Genomic DNA, 26,567 nt, shown 5'->3' with positions numbered 1-26,567 from the left:
GGGATGGCATGTCGGGAAGCTAGAACTTGGTCGGAGTGGCAAGATTCGAACTTGCGACCCCCTCGTCCCGAACGAGGTGCGCTACCAGGCTGCGCTACACTCCGTAACTCAAGTTGAGGGTCGTATAGACCGCCCCTTTTGTTTCCGCAAGTCATTTTGTCAAAAAAAGTTCAAGGAATTGGGAATCCAAGTGATCCTTTTGAAAACTATGGTCAATTGGCCAAACGCCGATCATCCGGAAGCGTGAATTTCAACTCAGACATAGATTTTGTTGATCTCGGCGAAGGCCTGGGCGGCATCGCTGAAATTGTCGAAGAAGGCCAGGCTTCCCTGATGGAGAACGCTCGCCGAATTGCACATTCGCGCCGCATAGTCCGCGTCGCTCGTGGCGATCAGCACGGTCAGGCGCCCGGCATTGTCCATGAGATAGTTGATGCATTTCTTGCGAAATTTCACGTCGCCGACATTGATCGCGTCGTCGATCAGGATGTGGCTGAAGCCGAGAGACAGGAGCGCGCTGGCCGAAAACCGCCCGCGCGCTTGGTTCGACAGGCTTCTCAGAGGCAGATCGATTTGCCGGCCCATTTCGGAAAAGGCGCTGCAGAATTCGAGGGCATCCGAGAAATTGACGCCGTACACGTCGGCCAGAAAACGGAGATTCTGTCGGCCCGTGAGTCTCTGCGACAGATGGGCGCGAAAATCCATCGCATAGGAAACCCGCCCCCAACGGCGGATCTCGCCCTCCGACACAGTGTCGTTGCCGCTGATCGTATTCATGAGCGTCGTCTTGCCCTGGCCCCTGGGCGCCAGAATCGCGTGGTTTTTCCGGTCAGGGAAAGTCGCGTTCAGGTTCCGAAACACCCACTGGATGCGGTTGCGGCGGTCGCGATAGGCTTTGCCGGCATTTTCAAACGCAATCATATGAACTCGTCTTCATCGTCATCGCCTCTCGCGCGGATGATTTCCTTGCGAAACAGCCGCTCCATCGCCAGCGAGAACAAAAGTAAAACTGTCGAAAAGCCAAGGAGATAGTAGGGCGAGTAGACCGAGATATAATCGAGATAGGAATGCGAGCGCAGCCCTTCCACACAGTGGAGGAATGGATTCCAGATGATGATCTGCAGGAACTCCGGCGGCATGCTGGCCGGCACGAAGATGACGCCCGACGTCATCATCAGCGGCATCGACATCATTTTCCACAAACTGCGCCAGATCGGCACCAGAGCGCCGACTGTGGCGTTGAACATCGCCATGGAGAGGCAGAAAAAGAGGATGAGCAACATGGAGAGCACGAAGCCCTGGAAATCCGTGATGATCTCCGTTTGGAGAATTCGCGCAACTGATGTGAAGAACACGGTGAGGATCACGATCCAGATCACGAATTCGACAACGCAGCGCGCAATCACCGTGTCCAGCGGCTTCACCAGACCGAATTCAAACAGGTTCCGATTGGCCAGGATCGCTCTGCCGCCATTGTTGATCACGGCGCGGACCGCCCGGAAGGCGACGATGCCGGTCAGCAGAAACATGACCGAGCTTTCGCCGAAGGCGGGGTTCATGTTTTTGAAATACAGGCGCGCCAGCAACAGGATGCCCACGAGGACCGCCGGTTCCACGATGGTCCAGGCATAGGCAAGCGGCGACGCGCCGAACCGATTGGCCGCCTCGCGGAATATAAGGCCGACGATGACGCGCAGATTGTTCTGCGCGCCCATCAACACGGATACATTTTGGTGTCGCGGGGATGCGTTCATCGCGTTCGGCAAGTCTCACCAGGCGTTGTTCGGGACAATCAGATCGCATGGTCCTTGAAGGACCGGTAGAAGAACTGTGCAATCAGCCAGACGGCCATCAACACGAGCAGCGATATGAACGAATCCAGAAGGCGCTGCGGATAGAGCGAGATTTCCGGCCGGACTGGCGAAACGAACACCGCGAAATAGCGATCTTGCTTCTGCGCTTCCGTGAGCGAGGTTTCGAAGGCGGCCAGCGCCGTCGTGTAAGCCTGCGTCGAAAACTCCAGCTGCACGGTCAGGTCTTCGAACTTTGTCAGCACGCCTGGAATATTGCCTTCTTCATTGACCCGGCCCGCCTTCGTCGGCTGTTCCGGCGAGTCAGCTTCGTCCGGAAGCGTCATCTTCTCCTTGAGAATGCCCAGCTGGTTTTCCAGACCCTTGATGGTGCGCTTGAGCACAACCACCTGAGGCGCATCGTTCGACACGCTCTGCAGCGCGGTGTTCAAACGGGTCTTGGCGGCCTGGAGTTCGGATTCGAGTTTCTGCGTCAGCGAGAAATCGAGTTGCGACAATTGCTTGGGGTCGATGATCTTCTCGGTCGACCGCAGGCGGCGGATCTCGTTGCGGACCATCTGCAGGCGGGCTTCCGCCCGTTCGACCTGCATCGAGGCGACACGCGTCATCTGCCTGCGGGAACTCTCGCTGAGCGAGTTCACCAGCTTCTCCGAAACCTTCAGTACAGCGTCGGTGATCGCCTTGGAGTCATCCGCCGAAAAGGCGTAGACATAGAGCGTCGTATTGCCCGTGGTCGAGTTGAAGCTGATTTCGACCATGTCGCGCCAGTATTCCGTGAACTTCTCGAGCGGCATGTCCGGCGAAATCCGGTACATGAAGTCGATATTCGGTTCGGAATAATACTGGCGCAGGTCGATGCCCAATTGGTCCCGGACGTCGCGCACCAGCTGCTGCGACTCGATATAGCTCGAAACGATATAGGAGTCGCTCGACTGGACCGAAGTTCCGAACAGGCTGCCGAGCCCCAGGCTCGCCATCGACGACGCGTTCGAACCACGGACGGAAAACTGCGATTCCACCACATATTGCGGGCTGGCGATCACCATGAAGTAGAGCGCGCAGAAGGCGCCCGGAATGACCACGAACAACAGAAACGACACATTCGTCCATGAGAAGCTGAACGCGCCCTTCTTCGGCGCCTTGAAATGCTCCTCCTCTTCCGTCTCCGCCTCCGGTTGCGGCTGAACGCGCCCCTTCTGCTGCGGAGCCAGACCCTCGCCGGCGACCACCGAAATCACGGGAGCGCCTTGCGACAACGTTTCAATGCCGAATGCGCCGCTTCCAGCTTCCTGCGCCTGCTTCTGGCGCTCGGCGCGCTTGCGCAGCCTTTGCTCGCGCTTCTCGTCCTTGTTGAGCGGAAACTGGATGGTTTCGGCATTCTCGTCCGTGGTCTTCGGAACTGTCATCTCTGATTCCAAAAAATACCGGCCGACCGGACAACTGTCCCGCCGACGCCAAGCAAGGGGCGCAAACCAGCATCGGGTGAAAATCCCAGCGGAGTTACGCCAATGAAAAGCCCGTCGGCGCCCCTGACGGCGGGCTGCTATAGGGCTGCAGGTTAGTATATTTCCTTTGCGCCAACAATATGGTGCGGGAAATGTAGGCAAGACCGTCGTTGTGAACGCCGGATCAGCGCCGCGACTATGGTGAATTCTCCTTTACCATTGGTGAACGCGCGCGTAGAGGCTTTGCACCCGCGGCCATCCGCCTTATGAGATCAGGGCGCACCGGGCGAGGGGCGAGGGAGAAAAGCAGAATCCGCGTCATGAAAATCACCCTGATCATTCCTCTTCGGCTGACTGCGGAAACCTTTGAAGGCGAATTGCGGCTGCGGCGGCTGGCCGCTGTGGTTCCGCGTGATCTCTTCGACATCCTGATCGCAGATTACGGCACGTCGAACGCCTGCGCCAAGCCGCTGCGCCTGCTCGAGGCTGGCGGAGTCGAAGTTGTGCGGCATCCGCGGCCGGAGAGATTGTTTTCGATCGGCAAGGTGCGGGATTTCGGCGCGGCGATGGCCCGTAATCCGGTCATCATGTTCAACGACATCGATTTTTATGGCTCTCCGGCGATGTATCGCGCCATCCACGCCGAGGCCATGCGGCGGGATATGGTTCGAAACCGTTTCGATTTCTTCACGGCCCCGATACTGTTCTTGACCGAAACCGGCACGCGGCGATGGTTCTCCGACATGGCGGACGGCTTGCCCTTCATCAAGAGATTCTCGCCCGATTGGCTGGACGGCCAGCCGGATCTCATCCAGTCGACAGCCTTCGGCAGTTCGGCCATCGTGGTCAATCGCGATCATTATCTGTCGCTGGGCGGACATGCGCCGGGCTTTTCGGGACATGGCGCCGAAGATTACGATGTGTTGCATCGCCTGTCCGCACTGGCGCCGAAGGGACCCCGACCGTCATCCTATTTTACCGATTTCCGGGACAACGCTGTTCGCTATTATTGCGGATTTCGCGCATTTTTCGCTCTCTATGGCCTCGAGCCGTTTCAAAGCGGCGTCCATCTCGTGCATCTCTGGCATCCCCGGCGGCGCGAGAAGGGCTATTTTCGGCCCGGCCCAAATTTTCGCCTCCTGCGCCGGCTGATGCGGGCCTTCGACATGTCAGGCGCCATGCCGTTGCCGATACCGGATCCGCGGGGCCGCGGCGTATGGCTCGTCTATTGCCGCACCGGCTCTGATGTGGCCCTGATGCGCCAGCTCCTGCCGCTTTCGGCGCGCTATAGGATACTCATGCGCCGGCGAGCTCCGAATTCGAAGGCGCTGATGACGGCAGCGGCGTCAATGGGCGCCGACACGGTCCTGATCGCTCCCGATGTCGGCGGTCAGGTCGCGATTGCCGGCGAGGCTGATCTCGCCGTCTATCAGTTCGCCCGCCACGCGGGCGAAGGCGCCTATCGTCTGATTCGGCTTGCTGGCTCATCCGCGCCGGGTGAGGGCGATCTCGGCGGCGTGACCCGGGATATCCGCTCCGAGCGAGGGGCGCTGCTTTTCCGCTACTGGATCCGTTTCGAGGGCGGGCCGCTCGGCCGGCTGGAAAGCGGCGACCGGCCATTGCCGCTGTCGCTGGATTCATCTGTTTTTTCTTCATTTGGCGGTCTCGACGCGCCGGCGCGGGTTCGCAGCGCGCGCGTCAAGCCCAAGAAGAAATCCAGTTGGTGGGTGCGGCTGAAGCGCCGCCTGACCGGTTTTTGACCCGTTTGAAGGCCGACATGGCTTCGCCGGTTGCCGGGAGCCGCAAATGGACTTTCCGCGCCGACATGAGGTCGCCACAGTTGTTGCGGATTGCAGGACGCGATCGGCAGCCGGCCCTTGTGTGTTACATCAGGGCCAATTAATGTGCAGGCCGATTGCAGGGTGCGATGCGGGGCTGGTCATTCCGAGATCAGGAGTGCTGAGCTCCTTTTGGGCTTCTCATTTTATTGCGAGGAAGATAGCAACGATGTCGACGGAAACTGCAGAAAAGACACTTCCGCCCAGAAAGCGCATCCAGGCGATCAACAGCGAACTCGTTGCGATCCGTGCGCGCGTTCAGGCTTTGAAGGCCGAGCGGGCGTCGCTCAAGGAAAAGGTCAAGGCCAATGTGGCCGCCCGTGCGGCCAAGAACGCCGCCGGCAAGGCGGTCGACCCGAAGCCGGCCGGCTGATCTCGACGCTTTCGAACGAGCGGCAGGGGGATTGCCCTCCTGCCGGATTCCAAATCATGATGATGATGTTTCATGGCGCATGACGATGTAAGCCCCCGGATTGCAGGCCTGTTGGCAGGCGAAACGACGGCTGCCTCACGATCGGCCGAGCATACCGGGTTTGCGCCGATGCGCGTCAATGTCCACCTAGGCGTCCACAAAACCGCAACCACCTTCATCCAGGCGCAGTTGCATGATCATCGTTCGCTTCTGGCCGATGGCAGCATCCGCTATGCCGGCATTTCCGCCGTGCGGCATAATTTCACCACCCTTTTCGACCGTTTGGCCTGGACCGACGCCCTCGGCGGCGCTGCCAGCCGGCCCTATCTGGGACGGCGGCTGGAGGCGTTGATCCGCAGCCAGGGGCGCGGCGACACCTTTATCCTCTCGGATGAGAATCTGCTCGGCCTGATCTCCGCCAATTACTGGACCGGTCGGCTCTATCCCGGCGCCGGTCGCCGGTTGCGGATGCTCGACGCCATGCTGAAGGGGAAAGAGGCGCGCTATTTTCTGTCGATTCGACGCTATACCGACTACCTGACCTCGTCCTGGCTGCAACTTGCCTCGCGCGGCAGGGCGCCGTCCTTCGACCGCTATCTCGCCAAGTTCCAGCCCGGCTGTCGCGGTTGGGCGGAGATCGTGTCCGACATGGTGGCGGCCTGCGGCGCCGACCGGCTGACCGTCTGGACCTATGACTGGTTGTCCTCGGATCCCGGCCGAGTGTTCGGACTGCTGGCGCCGGGCATCGCCTTCACCGTGCCGGATGAGGAACTGCGCCGCGACGTGCTTCCGTCTCTGACCATCAAGGGCCTGAAGGTGATCAACGAACTCAAGCCGCATCTGTCGGCCAACGAGTTGAAGAATGTCGCCCGCATGATGCGCGGCTTCCCGTTTGACGAGCCCAATCCTCGCCTTGAAATCGCCGATGCGGGCCTCATCAGCGCCTATGAGCAGCAATATCAGGACGATCTCGCCCGCATCCGGGCGCTCGGCGTTCAATTGCACGGCTGAACTCGCAAGCGTCGCGGCTTGATGTTGATCAATGCCGCCTGCGCGGCGCAGGCGCATTCTGCCCCCATGTCATTCAAGGCCAGGAGGCGCGACATGTACAAGAAGATCATCGTTCCCGTAGACATCGGTCAGCTCGACAAGGGCGAGAAAATCCTCGCCAAGGCCATTGAACTCGTTGATGACGGCGGCTCCATCCTGCTTCTCAATGTCGCCGAGGACATCCCGGGCTATATCAGCATCGAACTGCCGGTGGATTTCATCGAGGCCAGCATCAAGGAAGCCGCAGAACAGCTGACGGCGCTCAACGAGAAGACCGGCGCCAAGGCTCAGATTCTCACCCGCGTCGGATCGCCCGCCCGCGAGATCCTGGCGGCGGCGGAAGAGAACGCCGCCGATCTGGTGATCATCGCCTCGCATCGGCCTGATTTCTCCAACTATCTCCTGGGCTCCACCGCCGATCGCGTGGTCAGGCACGCCAAATGCTCGGTGCTGGTCGACCGCTGATCAGTCCATAATCTCAACAAAATCAGAACTCTGGGGAGAAGAGTCCATGCCGGATGTGAATGGCTTCGCCAATCGTCTCAACGCGCGCAAGAGCGAGCTCGAAAGCCGCCTCCGCGCCATCGAAACCGAGCTCGACGCCTCCGCAGGCGCCGATGCGGAGGAGCATGCGCTGGAAGTGGAGGGCGACGAAGTGCTCGAAGGCGTGGGGCAGGCGGGCCTCGCCGAATTGCGCGCCGTCAACGCCGCCCTCGGCCGCATCGCCCAGGGCTCTTTCGGCCTCTGCGCCAAATGCGGCGAACCGATTTCCGAGGCGCGGCTGCAGGCCGTGCCGCAGGCGGCGCTCTGCGAGAACTGCATTCACTGATCTTGGATCAGCCGCCCGACGCCACCGAATAGCGCGTGACTGGCGACAGCCGCCGGACGAAATCGGTCTGGCCGCTGCTGCCGGTCTTGCGATAGATGGCTTTTGCGCCGCTGCGCACGGTCTCATAGGCCACGCCCAGCTTCTTGGCGATTTCGGGCAGCGCCTCGCCCTCGAGCATCAGCGCGGCCACCCGCGCCTCGGCGCGGGTGAAGTCGTAAAGCGTCTTCAACAGCGGAAAGAGCGTCTCGTCGCCCTTGGTGGGGAAGGCGGCCATCACGATCGCCTGCGCGTTCGGGCCGAGATCTCGCGCCATGCGCCGCAGCGGCAGGATATGCATGACGCCCGGCGGCGCCGTTTCCTCCATCGAGGGCAGCGGCAGCGATTGCACCCGGTCGCCGCCGAGTGATGCGAGCGCCTCCGAGAATAGCGCTTGGGCCGCGCTGTCGCGCAGCGCCAGCCTGTTATGGGCGAGAAAGACGACGTAATTGCGAAGCCCGTCGAACTCGGCGTTGGCGGCGACCAGCCGCCCCTGTTCGGTGATCAGCGCCGCCGGCACGCCCGCCAGCGACAGCCCGTTCAACAGCGCCGATTGACGCTGCCGGCGCACCTCGCTCGACAGATTGAGCGCCCGGGCCATATGTGGCCTCAACCCGTTCAGAGCCGCGAGAAGTTCCTGCTGCACCGGCCCTTGCTCCAGCTTGCGCTCGAAGATGATCGACATGCGTCGACCGTCGGCAGCCTGCACGATGGTGGCCGAGCCCATGCCGAGCCCGCGCGGCGTCAGGAAATCCCGGTAGATCGGAATGCGCGCCTTGTCTTCATCACTATAGAGTTGGGTGTCGCAGACGAAATCGAGATCGCCCGACTGCACCAGCCCATAGAGACGCTCGTTGCGCGGCTGCCATCCCTGGTCGAGAAATTCCTGAAAGAGGGGAACGACGCTCGGCGTCAACACCCAGTCGGCGCGCGTCACGTCGTCGATCGCCACCATGCCGCCGAAAAAATCGCCGAGGCGGCAGATCTCGTCCAGCACGCCGATCCAGGCGTCGGGCAGCACCGCCGCTTCATAGATCTTGTCGATGACGCGGCTATGGTCGGGCGATCCTGGGGTGAGCATGAAGACCGTGCTGAATGAAAGGTTTACACGCAATCATTGATGTTTTTTGCGAAAAGTCAAATCCATCAATGTCTCGCCTTCCTTCCGGACGGAGGCGTCACAGCGCGCCGATCGACTTCAGCTTCTTCAGCACCGCTTCCGACGGTTCGCCGGTCACGGGCAGGCGATAGGCCTTTTCGAAGGAGCGGATCGCCGCTTTCGTCGCCGCGCCCGCCTTGCCGTCCACGGCGATGTCGCCATAAGCGAGACCGACCAGCGCCTTCTGGATCAGCATCACGCGCTTCACCGGCGCATCGCCGGATTGCTGTTTGGAAACATCGGCATGCGCGGTTTTCTTCGCAGGCTCGGGATAGGCCGAAGCCGGAATCGGCACCGAGCCCGTCTCGTCCATGGCGCGGATGAGATCGGCCACGTCGTCGCTCTTCTTCACGCTCGCGGTCTTCGCCTGGTCCGGCGGCGGCGAGGCGTCGGTCTCGGCCACGGCGGCGCGGGCGGACTTCATCCGTTCGAGCAGCGCCTGCGACGGTTCGCCGGTGGCTTCCAGGCCTTCGGTCTCCTGATAGAACTGGATGGCGGCCAGCGTCTTCGGACCGCTGACGCCGTCGGCGGGTCCGTCGTAAAGGTTGAGCCCGGTCAGCGCCTTCTGGATATCGGCCACCAGCGGCGAGGGAGCGGGCGCCTGCGGCTGTTGCGCGGCGAGATCTTCTTCACGCTGGATGCGGAACGTCGTCACGCCGGGTTCGCTCGCATGCGCCGCGACCTCGGCATGCGGCGCGGCCTCGTCGCCCCGCGTCGCCATGAAGGGCGACGGATGATGCGGCTGATACCACAGCGCATTGGCGGCGACGAAACTGAACACCACGGAAAAGATCGCCGTCCCCGAGATCAGCCGGGGATAGCGGGCAATGAAGGAAACGCCCGAAAGCCAGACGCTCTGCTTGCGTCTGGCCGGCGCCTTGCGGGCGGGGGCTTTCTTCTTCTCAGGCGATTTTCGCTTCGGCGGCGCCATGCAGCGTCTCCTCTATCGTCTGTGTCCGGGCGCGCTCGACGAGGCGCGGCGGAAATTCGATGGCGTTATCGACCCCGTCCTCGCCCTCGAAGGGCAGGATGACGGTGACCTTGGTTCCGGCTCCCAACTCGCTTTCGATCGAGAAGGAGCCGCCATGCAGGGCCACGAGGCCCTTGACCAGCGCGAGCCCCAGGCCCGCGCCTTCATAGTGGCGCGCATAGGTGCTGTCGGCCTGCACGAAAGGCTGGCCGAGCTTGCCGATCTTGTCGGCGGCGATGCCGACGCCGGTGTCGGCCACGGTCAGCACCAGCTTGTCGCCCTGGCGGGCCGCGTCGATGGTGACAACGCCGCCCGATTCGGTGAATTTGATGGCGTTGTTGGCGAGATTGATCAGCACCTGCTGCACGGCGCGGCGATCGGCCGAGACGTCGCCGAGCTGGCGGGGCACCCGCGTCGTCAGCACCACGCCCTTGGCGCGGGCGGTGAGCGCCAGCATTTCCTCGGTGGCGGCGACCGCGTCGCCGATGTCGAAGGGTTCTTTGACGAGATCGTAGCGGCCGGCCTCGATCTTGCTCATGTCGAGCATGGCGTTGACCACGGCGAGCAGATGCTTGCCCGAGCGGTTGATCAGCTCGCAATATTCCTTCTGCTTCTCGTTTTCGAAGCGGCCGAAATATTCGCCGGTCAGAATGTCCGAGAAGCCGAGAATGGCGTTGAGCGGCGTGCGCAGTTCATGGCTGACGGCGGCGAGAAAACGGGTCTTGGCTTCATTGGCGCCGAGCGCCTCGTCGCGGGCGCGGGCCGCGTCTTCCTCGAGCGCCGCCTCGTGGCCGCGATCGGTGATCTGGGTGATGAAGCCCTTGAGCGCGCCGTCCTCGTCGCATTCGCCGACGAATTCGATGCGGACGGGGCGATAATGGTTTTCGAAGCCGCCGACGGCGAACAGCACGTCGGCGCGGGCGCGCGCCGCGCCGCGGCGGAGATCGTCGATCGCCTGGAGATAGCCGATGCGGCCGGCCACATGCACGCGGTCGATCACCGCATTCGGCTGGATGCGATCGGGCGAGAAGCCGAAGGCCTGCGCGTCGGCGCCGGCGATGGACAATAGCGCGCCTGAGCGGTCGTGACGGGTGACGAGACCCGGCAGGCGCGCAAGAGACGACACGGGCGAGGGCGCGGCAACCGCAGGAGCGGCGTCTTGAGCGGCTTTGGAAGAAGGGCGGATTTCGCGCAGCGCCAGCGCCAGCGTCATCGAGGCGGCGAACAGTGCGGCCGAGGCCGGCAGCGAGGCGGCCAGCGCCACGCCGGCCATCTGCATGCCGGCAAGGCAGATCAGGCCGACCGCGCTCGAGGCGGCGAGCCGCAGGCCAGGCGTGGGCATGGGCCCTTCGCCTGTCTCGGATGCGCGCCCTATCATATGACGCGCCTTGCCGCCGATGTTGCTCAATACTCTCAACGCTTGTGGCCTTCGATTAGCCCTTGGGAACTCTCAGTCCGGAAAATGGCAGCGCGGACTTAAGGAATGGATAAAAACGAACCCGGAACACCGGCGCGACGGCCCGAAAAGTCCAGAAAAGGCACAGATCGGGCCAACTTCGAAGATCGTGGTTAACAGCGCGTAATTGCTTGCATTTTTGATCTTCCGCTGGGTGAGTTAACCTTTGTGGCGGCCAAGTCCCCCTCAATCGCCTGTATTTCCGGCCGGGTCCGCCTTGAAGGTTAACGGTGAAAGGTCGAATTTGAGGAAAATGCAGTTCAAGATTGCATAAACTGCGAGAATATCAAATTTGCCGCAAATTCGCATCGATTCCTCCCCTTTGCCGTAATGGGACGTCAGCATGGCCGGGGTAGAAGTCTGGTCATCGCCGGACGACAAGAGCCGGACGGAGACAAGAGAGCGACAGGCTCCGCCTCCAAGACAAGACAAGACCAAGACCGGGCGAACCGGCGACGAACGACAAGATCGGCAAAGGCCGGCAAGGACGACGGAACCGGACCACGAGAGATCCGGACCGAGAACAGGGCAAGGAATAAGGCTATGTGGTTTCTCCTGAGAACCGCCTTCTGGTTTTCGATGGTGCTGGTCATGCTGCCGATCTTCGATCAGGACGCGACCAACCGCCTGAAGAACGAGGATGGCGTCGAACTCACCGATGCTTTCGGCGCCGCCGCCGGCGCCATCACCTATATGGGCTCGCTCTGCGCGGAAAAGCCCGATGTCTGCGTCAAGGGCGCCGAGACCTTCTCGACGCTCGGAGCGCGGGCCAGAGAAGGGGCGCGCGTCGCCTATTCCTATCTCGATGAAAAATTCGCCGACCCCGCAGAAGTGGCCGCCGCCGACAGCGTGACGACCGGAACCGTGACATCTGACGCAGCCGCCCCCGAGGCCGGCGCGCAAGCCGAGACCGCCCGCCACATCCCCATCCCGACCCCGCGCCCCGCGCACTGACCCGACCGCCTGTCGGCTACCGCCTACTGGCTATTCGCTATTCGCCCCATTCCCCCCTTCGCGGCCGCGCCCTGACCGGCTCCGCCGCGCTGCCTGAAGCGCGCCTCGCTTCTTTTCATGCCCCGCCTCGTCCTTGTGACGCCGCCGCGAAGCCCTGCGCTTCGCGGCTTTTTCTTTGCGCGGATCAAACCGGACAAACCGCCGCTACGGCTTTTCAAGCCCGGCCCGAGCGCCTATATCGGGCGGCAAAGACAGGGAATTGATCATGGCAGCCATCGACGACATCATCAGCGACTTCGCCTTTCTCGACGATTGGGAGGACCGCTACCGCTATGTGATCGAACTCGGCAAGGCGCTGCCCGATCTGCCCGAAGAAGACCGCACGGCTGATAACAAAGTGCGCGGCTGCGCGAGCCAGGTCTGGCTGGTCAGCGAGCCGGGCGAGGGCCAGGACCCCGTGATGACCTTCCGCGGCGACAGCGACGCCCACATCGTCCGCGGCCTCGTCGCCATCGTGCTCGCCATCTACAGCGGCAAACACGCCTCCGACGTCGCCAAACTCGACGCGCTCGATACGTTCAAGGAGATCGGCATGATCGAACATCTCTCGGCGCAGCGGGCGAACGGGCTGAGGTCGATGGTGAACCGGATCCGGGAAGAGGGCGTGAAGGCGGCGGGGTGAGGGGCGTCATCGAACATCCGCCCGATCAGCAGCGCGAATTCCATTAAAGCGCGCTCCGTGCTACAACGGCCCACATGACCGGTGAATTCAACCAGCGGGAGACCAGCGGATGAATGCTCATGCGATTACGGTGCGCGCCGCCTGGGATGGCGAGGCCGACGTCTGGTTCGCCACGAGCGACGACATCGACGGCCTCGTTGTCGAGGCGGCGACCATGGAAGAGCTGGAAACCAAGGTTCTCGCCGCCGTCGCCGATCTTCTCGAACTCAATGGCACCGCCATAGACCAGCCGGAAATCCCCGTGCACATCCTCTCCGAGCACGCCGTCAAAATTCCCAATCCTTGTTTCTGAGTCCGCCATGGCGGGCTATCTTCGCGAATTGAAAGATCTCCTGGTCAAGGCCGGCTGCGTCTATGTCCGACCCGGTCGGGGCGATCATGAAATCTGGTTCAGCCCAACCGCCGCTTCACCGTCGACCACGGCGTCAAGTCCCGTCATACGGCCAATGAAACCTTGAAGCAGGCTGGGCTGCCGAAGGCGTTCTGATTGCACCGTCTTGACACCAGCCGCGTTCATCGCTTCGGATCGCGCGAACCGGGACATGCATCTGCTCTCATATGATCTCGACTAACGAGGCCACAATTGGCGATCAAGCTTTTGGATATCATCAGGGGCGCCGAACCTCACGGCCTGATGCCCGGCGCGACGCTCAACAAAATCGCCCCTCGCTTGGGCCCGCCGGATGGCTGGACATTCCCCTGGACCGACCCGTTCGGCGGTTCGATCCAGTACGGCGACCTGAGGCTCGGCGTGGTTGTGCGCAACCGCAATGTCCTGATCTCCGATTTCTCGGTCGCCCTTTGGGAAACGAATTTTCGGGAGGACGGCGAACCCGTCCGGGCGCCGAAAGCAAAACCCCGTTTCAGGCGCCACGCGCGCATCGATCTCCAGGGCATTCGCGGCGGCATGTCGATCGACGACATCAGATCCTGGCTCCGCCATCATGGCCTGCGCTTTTCGGACTTCGAACAACCAAGTCTCGCCTCTGAGGAAGGGCGGCAGATCGTCGCCCACGGCAACACCCTGTTTTCCTTTTGTCGAGGAGATGGGTCGCCGTGGCTGATGGATGTCGTGGTCTTCGACAAATCCCATACCCTGTGGCCGGTGAGGAATGGGGTTGTCGCCGTTCGCAGGATGCGCGGCAAAACGTTGAGCCCCTGATGTCGTCTCAGTCCGGTTTGAGTTCGCGTTCGAAAGCCGTGCGCGCCAGAGTGATCAGTTGCTCGTGGATTTGGACACGAGACTGTCCTGTCCCATCCGAGCATATGGGTTCGCCGATCTGTTCGATAACGGTCGCCGCGGTCGTCTCAGGCTTGCAGACGCCAAACATGCTGTAGTGGCTTGCATGTTCGATGACGGAATAGCTGCTTTTCGACATCGCCTTCGCAATGCCCGAGGCGAGTGTTGTCCGTGAGATAGTTCCGGGCGATCCAAGATTGACCAATACAAGGGGGATTGAAATCGTGGAAAAGGTCGTGCTCTGAAAGACGTCCACCGGCGCAGGATCGATCGCCATGGCAAATGTGATCCGCTTGTCTCGGTTGTCGCGATCGGCGGTTCTCATATCCATCTCATGGAGATCGACGCCGCTTTGTCTGACCCATCCGCAGAGCGATGCATTGGTGACGTCGCCGTCACAATAGTTTGCCAGACGGTTCGGATCGATGCGTGCTCCTGCCAGCGCCAAGATTGTGCTGCCTCCCATGGAAAGGCCGAGCGCGCCGATTTTGCCGGTCTCAAGGTGTTTGCCAAACAGAGAATGTTTCTCGAGCGCGGTTAAGGTCGCGCTGATATCTCCGGGCCTGAGCCACAGCTTCATCGTTTCCGCTGCTGATCGATAGGCTCCGCCGTTTCCGGGATGAATGGGAGCCGCGACGATGAACCCATGCTCTGCCAAGGGCGCGGCGATCCAGCTCACGGCGTCCGGCGTTCCGCCAAGCCCGGCGCCATGCGAAAGCAAGATCAGCGGGTGCTTTCCGCGCGTGATCGGCGCGTCGAGTATGGCGGAGGTTCCGTTGAAAAATCTGCTTTCTCCAAGCGTGACGGCTGTGCCGCCCGCGTCTGCGGGATGCCAGATGGTCACGGCCAGATCTCGGCCGCGCTCATCGGAGCGTATCGTGATCTGCCGCACACCGACAAAATCGCCGGCGGCGGCGCAGTGAAGCGGCATCAGGAGCGCCGCGAGCGCGCTGTAAAAAATCATTGCAGTTTTCATCAGGAGTTTCACGGCAAGGCCTCTCTTTTGCGGTGTCAACCGCACCCTGCGCCGAGAGACGCGATCCACACGACCTCGAACGCGATTCTGGACGTTCAAAATCGCGATTCAGTTTGCTTGACCGCGTGCTGTTGGATGGGCATTGGCCACGACGGGGATGAGTCTCACGCAGACATCGTCTTGGCATCCACCGGCGTCACCGCTGTTTGCCCACCCGATAATGCCTCTCCAGCGCCAAAAGCGCTGTCTTCAGCATCAGCTTGGCCGATCTCGCCGGCCATTGGCGTTCGCGCTCCACCGTCTCCAGACCCTTCTCGAAGCAGCAGACGTCGAGCGCCACGCCCGAGAGTTCGGGGCCGATGGTCGTGAGCGCGCGGGCGACCCGCAAGCGGGCGGCCACGACATTGTCCTTGAGCTCGACGCCCGCGCCGGGCGCGGCCTTGACGCGGTCGCCGAGACGGGGCTCGTAGCTCGGCGTGATCTTCGGCTGCAGCCCGGCGAAGTGGAAATCGCGCGCCAGCCGCTCGCCGGCGGCGAGCGCTTCGTCGGGAAACCACGGCGCGCCGGATTTGTCCTTCATCCGGGCGAATTGCGAAAGCGGGCTTTCGGCGGCGTTGACGCGCACCGGCTCCGCCGTCTCGCCCTCGATCAGGAAGCCGATCTCGATCATGCGATGCTGGTCGAGCATCGCCTCCTCGCGGGCGGCGCGCTGGCGGCGCAGGAAGGAGCGGGCCTCCAGCGTCGGCGCGACCAGCCCGTTGCGGTCGACCAGCAGGCCGCGGCTGGCGGCGTCCACCACCACCGGCCGGGGGAAATTGGCGGCGCGGCCCTCGGGATGCGTGAGCCTGAGCATTCCGTCGGCCCTGTCGGGGGCGAGGTCTGCGCGGCAGCCGGCATTGCCGAGAAAGCGCAGGAGCTTCTCGATCTCCTTTTTGGTGTCGATCTCGGTCATCGGCTTCACCCCTTGCGGCCGATGGGCGTGAACACGCCCGAGGTCACCGTCTCGATCGCGGTGACCAGCCGGTCGAAACCGGCCTCGTCGCGGCGGTCCTCGACGCGGGCGCAGGCATGTCCCACCGTGCTGCGGTCGCGGCCGAAACCGCGGCCCACCTCGGTCATGGTCATCTGCAGCACCACATGGCAGACATACATGGCGATCTGCTGCACATGGCTCATGATGAAGCGGCGGTTGCGGCCCCGCTGCGGCTCGTCGGCGGTGAGGCACATCATCTCGGTCGCGATCTTCGCCACCACGCCGGAGACGCTGCGCGGCGAGATCTCGCTCCTCTGGCGGCGGCGCCGCGCCCGGCGTCGCAGTTTGCCCGCGCTCGGCGGCGGGCAGGGCTCGAAGGGGAAGGCGTCGCCGCGCCGGCTCCAGTCGGCCACGCGTTTTTCCAGCCGTGCGGCCACATGCGGTTCGCAGAACAGGCCGGTCAGGTCGCGGTCTTCGGAATGGGTCATCAGTATCGCTCCACTATTAATAGGTTAATTTTCCTATTCATAGCGTACAATCCAGACGTTGGAAAGATCGCGACGCAACCGAAAGCCGGCTTCTGAGGTCGCCGTCTGCTTAAGTCCTTGAAATCAAATGTAGGAAAAATTTCCTTTTATGGCAAAGCAAAAGGCGGCCCCGCGGGACCGCCCTGTTTTTCCATGCCGTCAGGCCGAGACTCAGGCGCGCTTCTTGCGGCCCTGGCCGAGACCCATTTCCTTGGCGAGGCGCGAACGCGCTTCGGCATAGGCCGGAGCCACCATCGGGTAGTCGGGCGGAAGTTCCCACTTTTCGCGGTAGTCTTCCGGCGTCATGCCGTAATGGGTCATGAGGTGGCGCTTGAGCGACTTGAACTTCATGCCGTCTTCGAGGCAGATGATGTAGTCGTTATGCACCGACTTCTTGATCGGCACCGGCGGCTTCGGCTTTTCCACCACCGGCGCGGCTGCTTCTGCGGTCGCGGTGTTGGACAGCGCGGTGTGCACGTCGGCGATGAGGGAGGCGAGGTCATTGGCCGGCACCACGTGGTTGCCCACATAGGCCGCCACGATCTCCGCGGTCAGTTCGACCAGCAATTCCTTGTTTCCCGCATTGGCTGCATCGTTCATTTTGTTCTCCTGATCGATCCACTTGCCCTGCTTCAGTTTCTTGCGAACCAGAAGCGATGATCAGAGCCATTGCCGTCGAAGTATATGTCAAACGGCCCGGCGCTACCCCTAGCGCTTAGGCCCATAGGCTTCGTCGATTTCTATTCTTTCAACGGAAACAAACGTTTCCAGGCCTTTTCCCGTCATGCAGCGCCTTGATTGACCGCAGCGTCCCCCATGACGGATCGACTGAATTGAATCGAAATATGACTCTTATTCTGCGAATTAACATCTTTCTTTTGCTTTTCCAATATATTTTTACATACTTTACACAAAGAGCAAAAACTTGCCGTTACGTCACGCTGGAAAAAGGAAACCAATCTTAATAAAGGCTTAAATGACCTGTAAAAACTTCTCGTCCAGCAGTTTTATCGGGGAACTTTTGCGCTTGTTCTTCGTTGACGTTCACCAGCCCAATTTTGATCGCTTCTGATCCACCTCTGCACGTCCTGCGGCAATACTGACGCTGTGTTGATGAACGTTACTCAAAACCAGCGGATCTTTCCCGTCACTTGCTTTTCGCCTCGCCCAAAGCGGCGCGCGCCTTGTCGTCCAGCGCCGGCGGGTGAAAGCCGGCCTTGAGCGCGGCGCGGGCCAGAAGATGGGCGGAAATCGGCGCGGTCAGGAAAAAGAACAGGATGGTCGCCGCCGCCTTCAACCAGATCGAACTCTCTTCGGCGCGCAGCGCCAGGGCGAGCAGCAACAGGCTCGACCCCGCAGCCCCCGCCTTGGAGGCGGCATGCATGCGCGCGAAGACGTCGGGCAGCCTTATGAGGCCGATGGCCGAGATCAGCGCGATCAGCGATCCGAGAACGATCAGCGCGGCGGCTGCGAGCGTGAGGACGGTCCCGGTCATGGCGCGGTCTTCTTTTCGGTCTTGTCGCTCGCCGTGTCGCCGCGCAGTCCCTCGGGATCGCCGGCCAGCGCCAGATAGCGGGCGAAGGCGGCGGTGGTCAGAAAGCCGGTCAGGCCGAGCGCCAGCGCAATGTCGATATAGAGTTCATAGCCGGTCTTGACCGCGATCACCGCGATGAAGCCGATCGCCACGCCCACCAGCTGGTCCAGCGCGAGCGCCCGGTCGGCCAGCGTCGGGCCGCGCAGCACGCGGAATGCGATCAGCGCCATGGCGGCGATCAGCGTGGCGAGCCCGAAATGCACGGAATAGATCAGGATGTCGGCAGGCGTCATGGTTCGAAAGCCTCCTTGATCAGCCGCTGGAAGCCGTTGACGATGTCGTCGCGGGTGGCGTCGGGATCGGGCGCATCCACCGCATGCACCAAGAGATAGCTGCGATCCTCGGCCACATCCACCGTCAGCGTGCCCGGCGTCAGCGTGATGAGATTGGCGAGAAGCGTGATTTCGGCGTCGCGGGTCAAGGTCAGCGGCACGGTCAGAAGACCCGGGCGGAAGCGCATGGTGGGCGACGTGACAAGCCGCGTCACCCGCCATACCGACAGCGCAAATTCCTTGAGAAACACCAGGATCAGTTTGCCGATGCGCCACAGCCTGACGCCATAGCGCAGCGAGCCCGAGCCGCGCGGCAGAAGCGTCAGCACGATTGCGCCGACGACGAAGCCGATCAGCAGCGACAGCCCGGTCGGCAGGCCGGAAAACGCCGCCGCGGCGAGAATGATGGCGAGATGGGCGAGCGCGGCCTTCATGGGCGGCTCCCCATCAGCGCCGAGCCGATATAGGCGGCGGGATCGACAAAGCCGCGCGCAGCGAGATCGGCGATCCCGGCCGCCGGCGCCGGCCAGAGGCCGATCGCCAGGCTGATCCCCGCCATGGCCGCCGCCGCCGCGATCATCGCGCGGCCGGCAGGCGGCGCGGGCAGGGCGGCCGCAGCGGGCCGCCAGAAAGCGAGCAGGATCACGCGGCCCGCCGCGAATGTCATCAGGAAGCCCGAGACGAGAATGGCGGCGGCCAGCCCGTCATGATCGCTGGCGATCGCCGCCTTGATCAGCATCGCCTTGGGCCAGAAGCCCGACAGTGGCGGCAGGCCGGCCAGCGCAAGCAACAACAGTCCGGTGATCACCGTCAGCCCCGGCGCAGCCGCATAGAGCCCGCCTAGCCTGGTTAGCGAGGAGGTTCCCGCCCGCGCCGCGATCACGCCCACGGCGAAATAGAGCCCGGACATCGCCAGCATCGAATGGATCAGATAGAAATAGGCGCCCGACAATCCGGCCTCGCCGCCGATCGCCAGACCCGCCAGCGCGACGCCGATGCCGGCGATCACCCAATGGCCGAGCGCGCGCTTGAGATCGTCGCTGCCGATGGCGCCGATCGCGCCGACCAGCATCGTCAAGGCCGCCACCGCGCCGATCACCGGCGACAGCGCCGCGCCTTCAGCCGGCATCAGCATCACCAAGACCCGGATCAGCGCATAGACGCCGACCTTGGTCAGAAGGCCGGCGAACAGCGCCGCCGCCGCCATGCGCGGCGTGTGATAGGAGGCGGGCAGCCAGGCATTAAGCGGAAAGGCGGCCGCCTTCATGCCGAAGGCGGTGAGATAGAGCGCCGCCAGCGTGCCCAAAGGCAGATCGCCCTGATCCTCAGACACTTTCACGGCGATGTCGGCCATGTTGAGCGTGCCGAAGATCGCATAGAGATAGCCGGTGGCGATCAGAAACAGCGTCGTGCCGACGAGGTTCAGCAGCCCGTATTTCAGCGCCCCGTCGATCTGCTCCTTCTCGCCGCCCAGCACCAGCAGCCCGAAGGACGAGATCAGCAGCACCTCGAACCAGACATAGAGGTTGAACACGTCGCCGGTGAGAAACGCCCCTGATACGCCGGCGATCAGGAACAGCAGGAACGGATAGAAGCCGTAGCGCCGGTGGTTGAGGTCGATCTCCGCAAGCGCGAATACGCCCGCCGCCAATGTGACGACGCCCGCGACCAGCGCCAGCGCCGCCCCGCCGACATCGACGGTGAAGGCGATGCCGAATGGCGGCAGCCAGCGCCCGAGCGCCAGCGTCACCGGGCCATTGACGGCCACATGCGCGAGCAGAGCGATTTCCGCAAGGATCATCAGCGAAAGTGTGGCGAGCGCGATCGGCGCATGCCAGTCGATGCGACGGCGGATGGCGGCGAGAACAGCGCCGGCGGCGAGCGGCAGCGCCACCGGCAGAATGGTTAGCCAGGCCTCCGGCGCGGCGTCGGGCGCGTAAACTTTGGCGAGATCGATGCCTGTGGCGGCGGCGAGGAGCGTCTGCATGTCAGTAATCCCTCGGCGGCGCGGGCGCATCCGCAGGCTCGGAAAAGCGCAGCGAGGTCGTGTCGTCACTCTCGAGCGTCTGCCGGGCGCGATAGGCCAGCACCATCAGGAAGGCGAAGAAGGAGAAGGAAATCACGATCGCCGTGAGAATCAGCGCCTGCGGCAGCGGATTGGCCGCGGTCGAAGCCAGCACGTCGCCTGATGTGATCACCGGCGGGATTTCCCGCGTCATGCGGCCGGCGATGAACAGCGTCAGGTTCACCGCATTGCCGAGCAAGGACACGCCGAGCATGATGCGGATGATGCGGCTCGACAGCATCAGATAGATGGCGGCGGCGAAAAACAGGCCGGCGAGCAGGATGAAGGGCGCTTCGGTCATGGGTCCTCCCGCTCCTCGAGCGCGAGCAGAATGGTCGAAAACGCCCCGAGCACCACCAGATAGACGCCGAGATCGAAGCTCATCACGGTGGAGAGATCCACGCCCGCGACCTTGAACCACAGTCCGGTCATGAACGGCATGCCCGCCAGCCAGGAGACCAGCCCCGACACGGTCGACAGCAGCAGCCCGCCGCCGGCGATCGCCATCGGATGCGCCTTCAGCGCCCGCCGCGTCGCCTCGACCCCGAAAGCCAGCGCGTAAAGCGCAATCGCGGAAGCCGCCAGCAACCCGCCGATAAAGCCGCCGCCCGGCGCATTATGCCCGCGCAGCAGCACGAAGACCGAGAAGACCAGCATCAGCACGGTCAGGAAGGGCGCCATGGTCTTGAGGATCACGGAGTTCATGCGCGCTCCTCCTCGCGGTCGGGATCATTGTCGGCCGGCGCGGCGTGGCTGGTTCGCAACCGGATCAGAGCGAGGATCGCAAGTCCGGTGATGGTCACAACCGCGATCTCTCCCAGCGTATCCGAGCCGCGGAAATCGACGATGATGACATTGACGACATTGGCCCCATGCGCGAGCGTCTTGGAATAATCCCCGAAAAAGGCCGACAGCGTGTTGTCGAACGGCGTCTCCAGCACTTTGAGCAGATAAAGCGCAAAGCCCAGCCCGCAGGCCACCGCGATCACCGTATCGAGAACGATCTGGCTCAGGGGCCGGTGATCGCTGACATTGAGCCTCAGCCGCGTCATGATCAGCGCCAGAATCACCACCGACAGCGTCTCGACCATGAACTGGGTGAAAGCCAGATCCGGCGCGCCGAACAGCAGATAGAGCACCGCCACCGCAAAACCCTGAATGCCGATCGACACGATCGCCGTCAGCCGGCTTTTCGCCGCCAGCACCGCGAACAGGCCGAATGTGGCGATGGCGATGAAGCCGGCCTCATGCGGCTGCAGGTCGCGCGGCCAGGCGGGCATATCGGGCCATTCGCCATGAATGCCCATGGGCAGCAACAGGCTCGCGGCGATGAAGGCGAAGACGGTGGTGAGATAGAGCTCGAGCCGTCCGGTCTGCAGCCGGTTGAGGCCGGCATGGCTCACGGTCACCAGAAGCGAGACGAACTGGTCGAAGCCGCGATCCGGCCCCCAGCCGATCGCCGCGAGCAGCCGCGCCATCAACCCACGCAAACCGGTCAGACCCCAGAGCATCACCGCCGCCAGCGCAAGCGTCAGCACCGACAGCCCGAAAGCCAGGCTGACATGCGGCAAAGGCGAGGCATGCACGTCAAGCGCCGTCCCCGCCGCCGACGACGCCATCGGGCTCGACAGCAGATGATGGAACGGCCCGGACGCGAGCCCCGCGATCAGCCCGAGCGCGGCGAGCGCCACCGGTCCGGCCATCAACAGCAGAGGCCCGTCATGGGCGTGTTTCGGCGTCTTCTTTTCAGCACCGAGGAAGGGCAGCAGCGCAATCGCAAAGCCGATCGCCCCCATCATCGCATTGCCGGCGATCGCCGCAAGAAGCGGCAGCATATTCCAGCCGCCTGCGGTCAGCGCCGCATAAATCTCCTCTTTCGCCATGAACCCGGCAAACAGCGGGATGCCGGCCATGGAACAGGCGGCGAAGAGCGCCGCAGCGAAGGTGAGGGGCATCTTGCCCCGGAGGCCGGAGAGCAGCGTGACGTCGCGCGTGCCCGCCTCATGGTCGATCACGCCGGCGATCATGAACAGCGCGCCCTTGAACAGCGCATGCGCGATGAGATACAGCACCGCCGCCTCGATGGCCTTGTCCGAGCCGATGCCGGTCATCATGGTGATCAGCCCGAGCGAGGCGACCGTGGTATAGGCGAGCATCAGCTTGAGATCGGTCTGTCTGAGCGCCAGCGCCGCCCCGATCACCAGCGTGACGCCGCCGAACAGCGGCAGCGCGATCTGCCAGAGATCCATGTCGCCGAACACCGGATTGAGCCGGAGCAGCAGATAGACGCCGGCTTTCACCATGGTCGCCGAATGCAGAAACGCCGACACCGGAGTCGGCGCCTCCATGGCGTTGGGCAGCCAGAAATGGAAGGGAAACTGCGCCGATTTGGTGAAGGCGCCGATCAACACCAGCACGAGCGCCGCGCTCGCCCAGGGATGCGCCGTCACCTCAGCCGCCTTGGCGACCAGCCCCGACAGCGTCGTCTCGCCGCTCATCACCGTCAGCGTCATCACGCCGGCCAAGAGCGCCAGCCCGCCGCCGCCGGTCACCAAAAGCGCCTGCAACGCGCCGCGCCTTGACGCCGCCCGCTGATGATCAAAGCCGATCAGCAGGAAGGAGGAGATCGAGGTCAGCTCCCAATAGACAAACAGCATCAACAGATTGTCGGAGACCACCACGCCGAGCATGGCGAAGGAGAACAACAGGATGAAGGCGAAGAACCGCCCCTGCGGCTCATGCCCCTTCAGATAGCCGCCGGAATAGAGCACGATCAGCACGCCGATGCCGGAGATCAGCAGCGCGAATGTCAGCCCCAACCCGTCGAGCCGCCAGGCGTAATCGAGCCCGAGCATGGGCGCCCAGGCAAACCCGCCCGTCACCGCCGCCCCGCCTGCGACCTCGGGCAGATGGCTCGCAAAGATCACAAACGGCGCGGCCAAGAACAGCGCAAGCGGCCAGGCCGCCTTCTCCTGCAACCGCCGCGTCAAAGCGGGCGCCACGAAGGCGCCGAGCAAGGGCAGGAACAAAGCAGCGGTGGTCATCCCGGTCGCTGACACTCTCTCAACGCCTCCAAAATTCATCGGTCGCGGCTAGAAATAGGGGGGAATAGCCAGGGGCGCCAGCAAAAACGGGCATTTGCGCCGGTAAACTCGGTCTGACGGGTTTGTGATGAGGGGGTTGTCCACAGGGGGGGAGGCCGGATCAATGTTGTCCAGAAGGAACAAGGGTAGGCCTTGAGATGAGGCTTGCAGTTTTAGGCGGTTGTTTTTTTGCTGAAGGTTGTGCGCCTCCCCCCCCCCGGCGCCCATGACAAAAGCAGCCGATTCCGAAATTTATTTTTTCCGGGGTGTGGCCCATGGCGCAGCGTGCTTAATAGCAGATGCACAGAACTAATCTTTTTCTGTCATTTTGCGATGACTTGTGGATTGTGCAGCTTGAAGTTGGCGATCTAAATAATAGTATCAGCCTTTGGTGACAGAGAGTATCTTTGCTCGCCTCAATTTTCTTATAGCCAGCGGCAAACGTGAAAACGAAAGACGGCATAAGCTGAATGTATGACTTTACGCGGAAGCGTTTTGATAACCGCATTCTTGATCGGGAAGATGCTGGCGTAGCATTTGAGCGCTTTGTCGACGAATTCCTTCGGTTGGACTTGCCCGGAGAAGATCTCGTACGGGGATTGGCGCGCGGTCCAGATGGGGCCATCGATATTTCTGATGCAAGGCAAAAAATCAAACGGATCGTCGAGTGCAAATTTATAGGCGCCGATACAGAAGCAACTGCTGCGGACCGTTGGAGTGACGTAAGGCAGCATCTTGAAAACAACCTTCTGCCTCTCGCGCTCGGGGATGAGAGCAGAAGGAAAAAGTATCGCCCCTGGTTGCGCTCTGAAGGCGAACTGAAAACCTACACCTTCGTAGCCTCTTCGATATGCTCCAGCGCAGATGAGCGAAACCAGTTACGGAAATCCATTTCAGATTTCTTTGTACAATGCTCAAAGAAACATCAGGAGTTTAGCCATCTCGCGCATGTGGAAATCGACCTTCGTTACTGGGATGACCTCGTTGGGAAAAGCGCTCATTTCGCGCCGCTGTTCTACCGTTGGTTTGGAGGCTTCCCGCAGGGATACAGCGAGATTGCCCTTAGCTTCGGGTCCGAGGGCGGTTTTAAGCAATTTCTGGCCAGCCGAAAACTGCCCTATTTCTCACGCGATACCTATATGGCGGAGACCGAGCAGAAACCGGTTTCGCAGTTTGACGGCATTCTCCAGTTTCTCACCCAGGGCAACGACACCCGCGCGCTGGTTATTTGCGGCCCCGGCGGGGTGGGCAAGACGCGTCTTTCGATTGAGCTATGTGAGCGCGCGCGGGCAGCGGGCTGGTGGCCGATCCGTCTTGATCGCAGGGCGCGTGTCGCCGAACTGGACTCGATCTGCCAAAGCCATGCGGAGACGGCAAAACTGCTTGTTTTTATCGATTATGCCGAAGCCTTCTTGGAACTCGATCAAATATCCGAGGCGGCCACAAGGCTTGCCTCCGATGGCCGGCACCGGCTTGCGATCCTGGCTTCGACGCGTTCGAGTTCTCTTCAACAGGTTACCGACCGGCTCATTGACCTTCAGCCTGAAACAACGGACCTTTCTCAGCGCATAGGCCCGGATGGGTATGCGGATTGGGTCGTCAACAAAATCACCAGCCATTTCGGCATTCCCCAAGCGGATGAAATTGCACGAACCTGCAAGGGGCTTCCGGTGATGGCGGCATTCGCCGGATTCCTTTTTCAGAAGGATCGTCAGCAGTTCAACCGTCAGTTCGAGAATTTGGCGGCCGTCAGGGATTTCTCGGACTGGGCTTCAGCCCGGCTCAGGGCACTTGAAGAGCGCTTCAGGGCGCAACCGGTCCAAAGCCTGCTGGCCGATCTTGTAGTACGCCTGCCGATGGCGAAAGCCGAAGCGGATGCCTTTCGGGCAAGCGACGGCTTGCGGCGTGATGTCTTCGACATATTGAAAGCTGACCGTTGGATCGAGGCGGAGGGTGATGCGTATTCCGCAGCTCACGACGTGTTGGCGGACGCGATCCTGGCGCGCCACCTGTCTGCGATGCCGGGAGCTGAGCAGGATAGACTTCAGGATCTCGGCTTGGCGGCCCTGACGGAAGACCGCCTGGACCGTTTCATTGCGGCCTTGGATCGACTGGGCGATCATCCCGTGTTCGAGAAGATGTCCGGTAAGGCGCTGGTTGAAGCCTTGATGGCGGGCGATCCCGAAGAGACGCTCACCATGCTTCCAGTGCTCATCAAAAGCCGGCTGATGCGTCCCCCGGACTTCATTGCCCTCTTGTCATCCTCCGACGTGGTCAGGGCTCGCTTGGCCGAAACACCGGAGGCCCACTTGGCCCTTGCGCGAGTTGCTGAATGGGCAGCCACAAAAGGCCGAACTGCAATCGATCGGGCGGTGGCGGAACAGGCCTTGAACGCGCCGCTTGCCGCTGCTGTTGCCTTACAGCATCCGAGCAATCTCGTCCTGCGTTGCGCACATTCATTCGACCCCAAGCGATTTCACGATGATGTGATAAAGGAGATTGGCTCGGCACCCGTGGCGATGGAGAGCCATTATCTCATCGTCTCGCTGTTGAAATGGGGAGCACAGCCGGACGAGGTCTTGCCACATCTGAAGCCATGGCTTGCCGAAAACAGCACGGCATTGAAGGCGAGTTTTGTCTACCAAGCCTGGCTGGACGCTGGCGGCGAGGTCGGCGCAGTGCGGGACAATTTGCTCCTCTGGGTGGCGGAATATGGCGCAACACCGGAGGCGCAGTTCGTCTACCAAGCCTGGCTGGACGCTGGCGGCGAGGTCGGCGCAGTGCGGGACAATTTGCTCCTCTGGGTGGCGGAATATGGCGCAACACCGGAGGCGCAGTTCGTCTACCAAGCCTGGCTGGACGCTGGCGGCGAGGTCGGCGCAGTGCGGGACAATTTGCTCCTCTGGGTGGCGGAACATGGCGCAACACCGGAGGCGCAGTTCGTCTACCAAGCCTGGCTGGACGCTGGCGGCGAGGTCGGCGCAGTGCGGGACAATTTGCTCCTCTGGGTGGCGGAATATGGCGCAACACCGGAGGCGCAGTTCGTCTACAAAGCCTGGCTGGACGCTGGCGGTGAGGTCGGCGCAGTGCGGGACAATTTGCTCCTCTGGGTGGCGGAATATGGCGCAACACCGA

The 26,567-nt window shown here is 62.2% G+C and carries 27 protein-coding genes, 1 tRNA gene and 1 pseudogene; 11 read left to right on the top strand and 18 right to left on the bottom strand.

The window, feature by feature from the left end:
- Positions 1-27: 27 nt before the first annotated feature.
- The 4 genes from E8Q41_RS25275 to E8Q41_RS25260 form a co-directional block, all read right to left on the bottom strand.
- Positions 28-104, bottom strand: a tRNA-Pro gene (locus E8Q41_RS25275).
- 151 nt (positions 105-255) lie between these two features.
- Complete coding sequence (locus tag E8Q41_RS25270) at positions 256-921, bottom strand: ATP-binding cassette domain-containing protein (RefSeq protein ID WP_137158335.1); 666 nt, start codon at positions 919-921, stop codon at positions 256-258.
- A complete protein-coding gene (locus tag E8Q41_RS25265) occupies positions 918-1,715 on the bottom strand; it encodes an ABC transporter permease (RefSeq protein ID WP_246660323.1) in 798 nt (265 codons plus the stop codon). The genes E8Q41_RS25270 and E8Q41_RS25265 overlap by 4 nt, the downstream gene beginning before the upstream one ends.
- 77 nt (positions 1,716-1,792) lie before the next feature.
- Entirely contained in the window at positions 1,793-3,217 is a 1,425-nt protein-coding gene (locus tag E8Q41_RS25260) for a hypothetical protein (protein WP_137158333.1), read from the bottom strand.
- A 359-nt stretch (positions 3,218-3,576) separates the two neighbouring features.
- Here E8Q41_RS25260 and E8Q41_RS25255 point away from each other — a divergent pair, with 359 nt between their 5' ends.
- The 5 genes from E8Q41_RS25255 (at position 3,577) to E8Q41_RS25235 (ending at position 7,385) form a co-directional block, all read left to right on the top strand.
- Positions 3,577-5,016 carry a hypothetical protein gene (locus E8Q41_RS25255; RefSeq protein ID WP_170976618.1) on the top strand — a complete coding sequence of 480 codons (1,440 nt, stop codon included), beginning with the start codon at positions 3,577-3,579 and terminating at the stop codon, positions 5,014-5,016.
- 247 nt (positions 5,017-5,263) lie between these two features.
- Positions 5,264-5,467, top strand: coding sequence for a hypothetical protein (locus E8Q41_RS25250; protein WP_137158331.1), 204 nt, complete (start codon positions 5,264-5,266; stop codon positions 5,465-5,467).
- 72 nt (positions 5,468-5,539) lie between these two features.
- Positions 5,540-6,517, top strand: a complete 978-nt coding sequence (locus E8Q41_RS25245) for a hypothetical protein (protein WP_137158330.1) — start codon at positions 5,540-5,542, stop codon at positions 6,515-6,517.
- 93 nt (positions 6,518-6,610) lie between these two features.
- Complete coding sequence (locus E8Q41_RS25240) at positions 6,611-7,021, top strand: universal stress protein (RefSeq protein WP_137158329.1); 411 nt, start codon at positions 6,611-6,613, stop codon at positions 7,019-7,021.
- A 46-nt stretch (positions 7,022-7,067) separates the two neighbouring features.
- Positions 7,068-7,385 carry a TraR/DksA C4-type zinc finger protein gene (locus E8Q41_RS25235; protein ID WP_137158328.1) on the top strand — a complete coding sequence of 106 codons (318 nt, stop codon included), beginning with the start codon at positions 7,068-7,070 and terminating at the stop codon, positions 7,383-7,385.
- Between the two features lie 7 nt (positions 7,386-7,392).
- Here E8Q41_RS25235 and E8Q41_RS25230 read toward each other — a convergent pair whose 3' ends face one another.
- From E8Q41_RS25230 to E8Q41_RS25220, 3 genes are all read right to left on the bottom strand, one after another.
- The gene (locus E8Q41_RS25230) at positions 7,393-8,502 is read right to left on the bottom strand and encodes a helix-turn-helix transcriptional regulator (protein ID WP_137158327.1); all 1,110 of its coding nucleotides are present in this window, start codon (positions 8,500-8,502) and stop codon (positions 7,393-7,395) included.
- Between the two features lie 97 nt (positions 8,503-8,599).
- The gene (locus E8Q41_RS25225; RefSeq protein WP_137158326.1) at positions 8,600-9,511 is read right to left on the bottom strand and encodes a peptidoglycan-binding domain-containing protein; all 912 of its coding nucleotides are present in this window, start codon (positions 9,509-9,511) and stop codon (positions 8,600-8,602) included.
- Entirely contained in the window at positions 9,483-10,892 is a 1,410-nt protein-coding gene (locus E8Q41_RS25220; protein WP_137158325.1) for an ATP-binding protein, read from the bottom strand. The genes E8Q41_RS25225 and E8Q41_RS25220 overlap by 29 nt, the downstream gene beginning before the upstream one ends.
- 657 nt (positions 10,893-11,549) lie before the next feature.
- Between E8Q41_RS25220 and E8Q41_RS25215 the strand changes: the two genes are divergently transcribed.
- The 5 genes and pseudogenes from E8Q41_RS25215 (at position 11,550) to E8Q41_RS25195 (ending at position 13,864) form a co-directional block, all read left to right on the top strand.
- Entirely contained in the window at positions 11,550-11,960 is a 411-nt protein-coding gene (locus tag E8Q41_RS25215; RefSeq protein WP_137158324.1) for a DUF5330 domain-containing protein, read from the top strand.
- 265 nt (positions 11,961-12,225) lie between these two features.
- Complete coding sequence (locus tag E8Q41_RS25210; protein WP_137158323.1) at positions 12,226-12,642, top strand: SufE family protein; 417 nt, start codon at positions 12,226-12,228, stop codon at positions 12,640-12,642.
- A 109-nt stretch (positions 12,643-12,751) separates the two neighbouring features.
- Positions 12,752-12,994, top strand: a complete 243-nt coding sequence (locus E8Q41_RS25205) for a DUF1902 domain-containing protein (RefSeq protein ID WP_137158322.1) — start codon at positions 12,752-12,754, stop codon at positions 12,992-12,994.
- Positions 12,995-13,001: 7 nt separating this feature from the next.
- Positions 13,002-13,189, top strand: a pseudogene (locus E8Q41_RS26075) (type II toxin-antitoxin system HicA family toxin).
- A gap of 96 nt (positions 13,190-13,285) precedes the next feature.
- Positions 13,286-13,864, top strand: coding sequence for a hypothetical protein (locus E8Q41_RS25195; RefSeq protein ID WP_137158321.1), 579 nt, complete (start codon positions 13,286-13,288; stop codon positions 13,862-13,864).
- Between the two features lie 7 nt (positions 13,865-13,871).
- Here E8Q41_RS25195 and E8Q41_RS25190 read toward each other — a convergent pair whose 3' ends face one another.
- The 11 genes from E8Q41_RS25190 to E8Q41_RS25140 all read right to left on the bottom strand — a co-directional run bounded on the left by E8Q41_RS25190 (position 13,872) and on the right by E8Q41_RS25140 (position 23,393).
- Entirely contained in the window at positions 13,872-14,930 is a 1,059-nt protein-coding gene (locus E8Q41_RS25190; RefSeq protein ID WP_246660321.1) for a dienelactone hydrolase, read from the bottom strand.
- Positions 14,931-15,114: 184 nt separating this feature from the next.
- On the bottom strand, positions 15,115-15,870 hold the full coding sequence (locus E8Q41_RS25185; RefSeq protein WP_137158320.1) for a DUF6456 domain-containing protein: 756 nt from the start codon (positions 15,868-15,870) through the stop codon (positions 15,115-15,117).
- Positions 15,871-15,875: 5 nt separating this feature from the next.
- Entirely contained in the window at positions 15,876-16,379 is a 504-nt protein-coding gene (locus E8Q41_RS26070; RefSeq protein ID WP_246660320.1) for a helix-turn-helix domain-containing protein, read from the bottom strand.
- 210 nt (positions 16,380-16,589) lie between these two features.
- Positions 16,590-17,018, bottom strand: a complete 429-nt coding sequence (locus E8Q41_RS25175) for a MucR family transcriptional regulator (RefSeq protein WP_137158319.1) — start codon at positions 17,016-17,018, stop codon at positions 16,590-16,592.
- Between the two features lie 547 nt (positions 17,019-17,565).
- Positions 17,566-17,913 (bottom strand): monovalent cation/H(+) antiporter subunit G, encoded by a 348-nt coding sequence (gene mnhG, locus E8Q41_RS25170; protein ID WP_137158318.1) that lies wholly within the window; start codon positions 17,911-17,913, stop codon positions 17,566-17,568.
- Positions 17,910-18,245 (bottom strand): cation:proton antiporter, encoded by a 336-nt coding sequence (locus E8Q41_RS25165; protein ID WP_137158317.1) that lies wholly within the window; start codon positions 18,243-18,245, stop codon positions 17,910-17,912. Before E8Q41_RS25165 ends, mnhG begins: the two co-directional genes overlap by 4 nt.
- On the bottom strand, positions 18,242-18,718 hold the full coding sequence (locus E8Q41_RS25160; RefSeq protein WP_137158316.1) for a Na+/H+ antiporter subunit E: 477 nt from the start codon (positions 18,716-18,718) through the stop codon (positions 18,242-18,244). Before E8Q41_RS25160 ends, E8Q41_RS25165 begins: the two co-directional genes overlap by 4 nt.
- Positions 18,715-20,271 (bottom strand): Na+/H+ antiporter subunit D, encoded by a 1,557-nt coding sequence (locus tag E8Q41_RS25155; RefSeq protein ID WP_137158315.1) that lies wholly within the window; start codon positions 20,269-20,271, stop codon positions 18,715-18,717. The genes E8Q41_RS25160 and E8Q41_RS25155 overlap by 4 nt, the downstream gene beginning before the upstream one ends.
- A 1-nt stretch (position 20,272) precedes the next feature.
- Positions 20,273-20,650, bottom strand: coding sequence for a Na+/H+ antiporter subunit C (locus E8Q41_RS25150; protein ID WP_137158314.1), 378 nt, complete (start codon positions 20,648-20,650; stop codon positions 20,273-20,275).
- Complete coding sequence (locus E8Q41_RS25145; RefSeq protein ID WP_137158313.1) at positions 20,647-21,054, bottom strand: Na+/H+ antiporter subunit B; 408 nt, start codon at positions 21,052-21,054, stop codon at positions 20,647-20,649. The genes E8Q41_RS25150 and E8Q41_RS25145 overlap by 4 nt, the downstream gene beginning before the upstream one ends.
- Positions 21,051-23,393, bottom strand: coding sequence for a putative monovalent cation/H+ antiporter subunit A (locus E8Q41_RS25140; RefSeq protein ID WP_246660319.1), 2,343 nt, complete (start codon positions 23,391-23,393; stop codon positions 21,051-21,053). The genes E8Q41_RS25145 and E8Q41_RS25140 overlap by 4 nt, the downstream gene beginning before the upstream one ends.
- 509 nt (positions 23,394-23,902) lie before the next feature.
- Between E8Q41_RS25140 and E8Q41_RS25135 the strand changes: the two genes are divergently transcribed.
- Positions 23,903-26,567: hypothetical protein (locus E8Q41_RS25135; protein ID WP_205910425.1), on the top strand; the 2,665-nt coding region annotated here is incomplete at its 3' end.

This window comes from Rhizobium sp. FKL33 (assembly GCF_005222915.1).
Taxonomy (GTDB): domain Bacteria; phylum Pseudomonadota; class Alphaproteobacteria; order Rhizobiales; family Rhizobiaceae; genus Rhizobium_E.
Note: the sequence above shows the minus strand (reverse complement) of the source record. Positions and strands in the feature narration are given on the sequence as shown.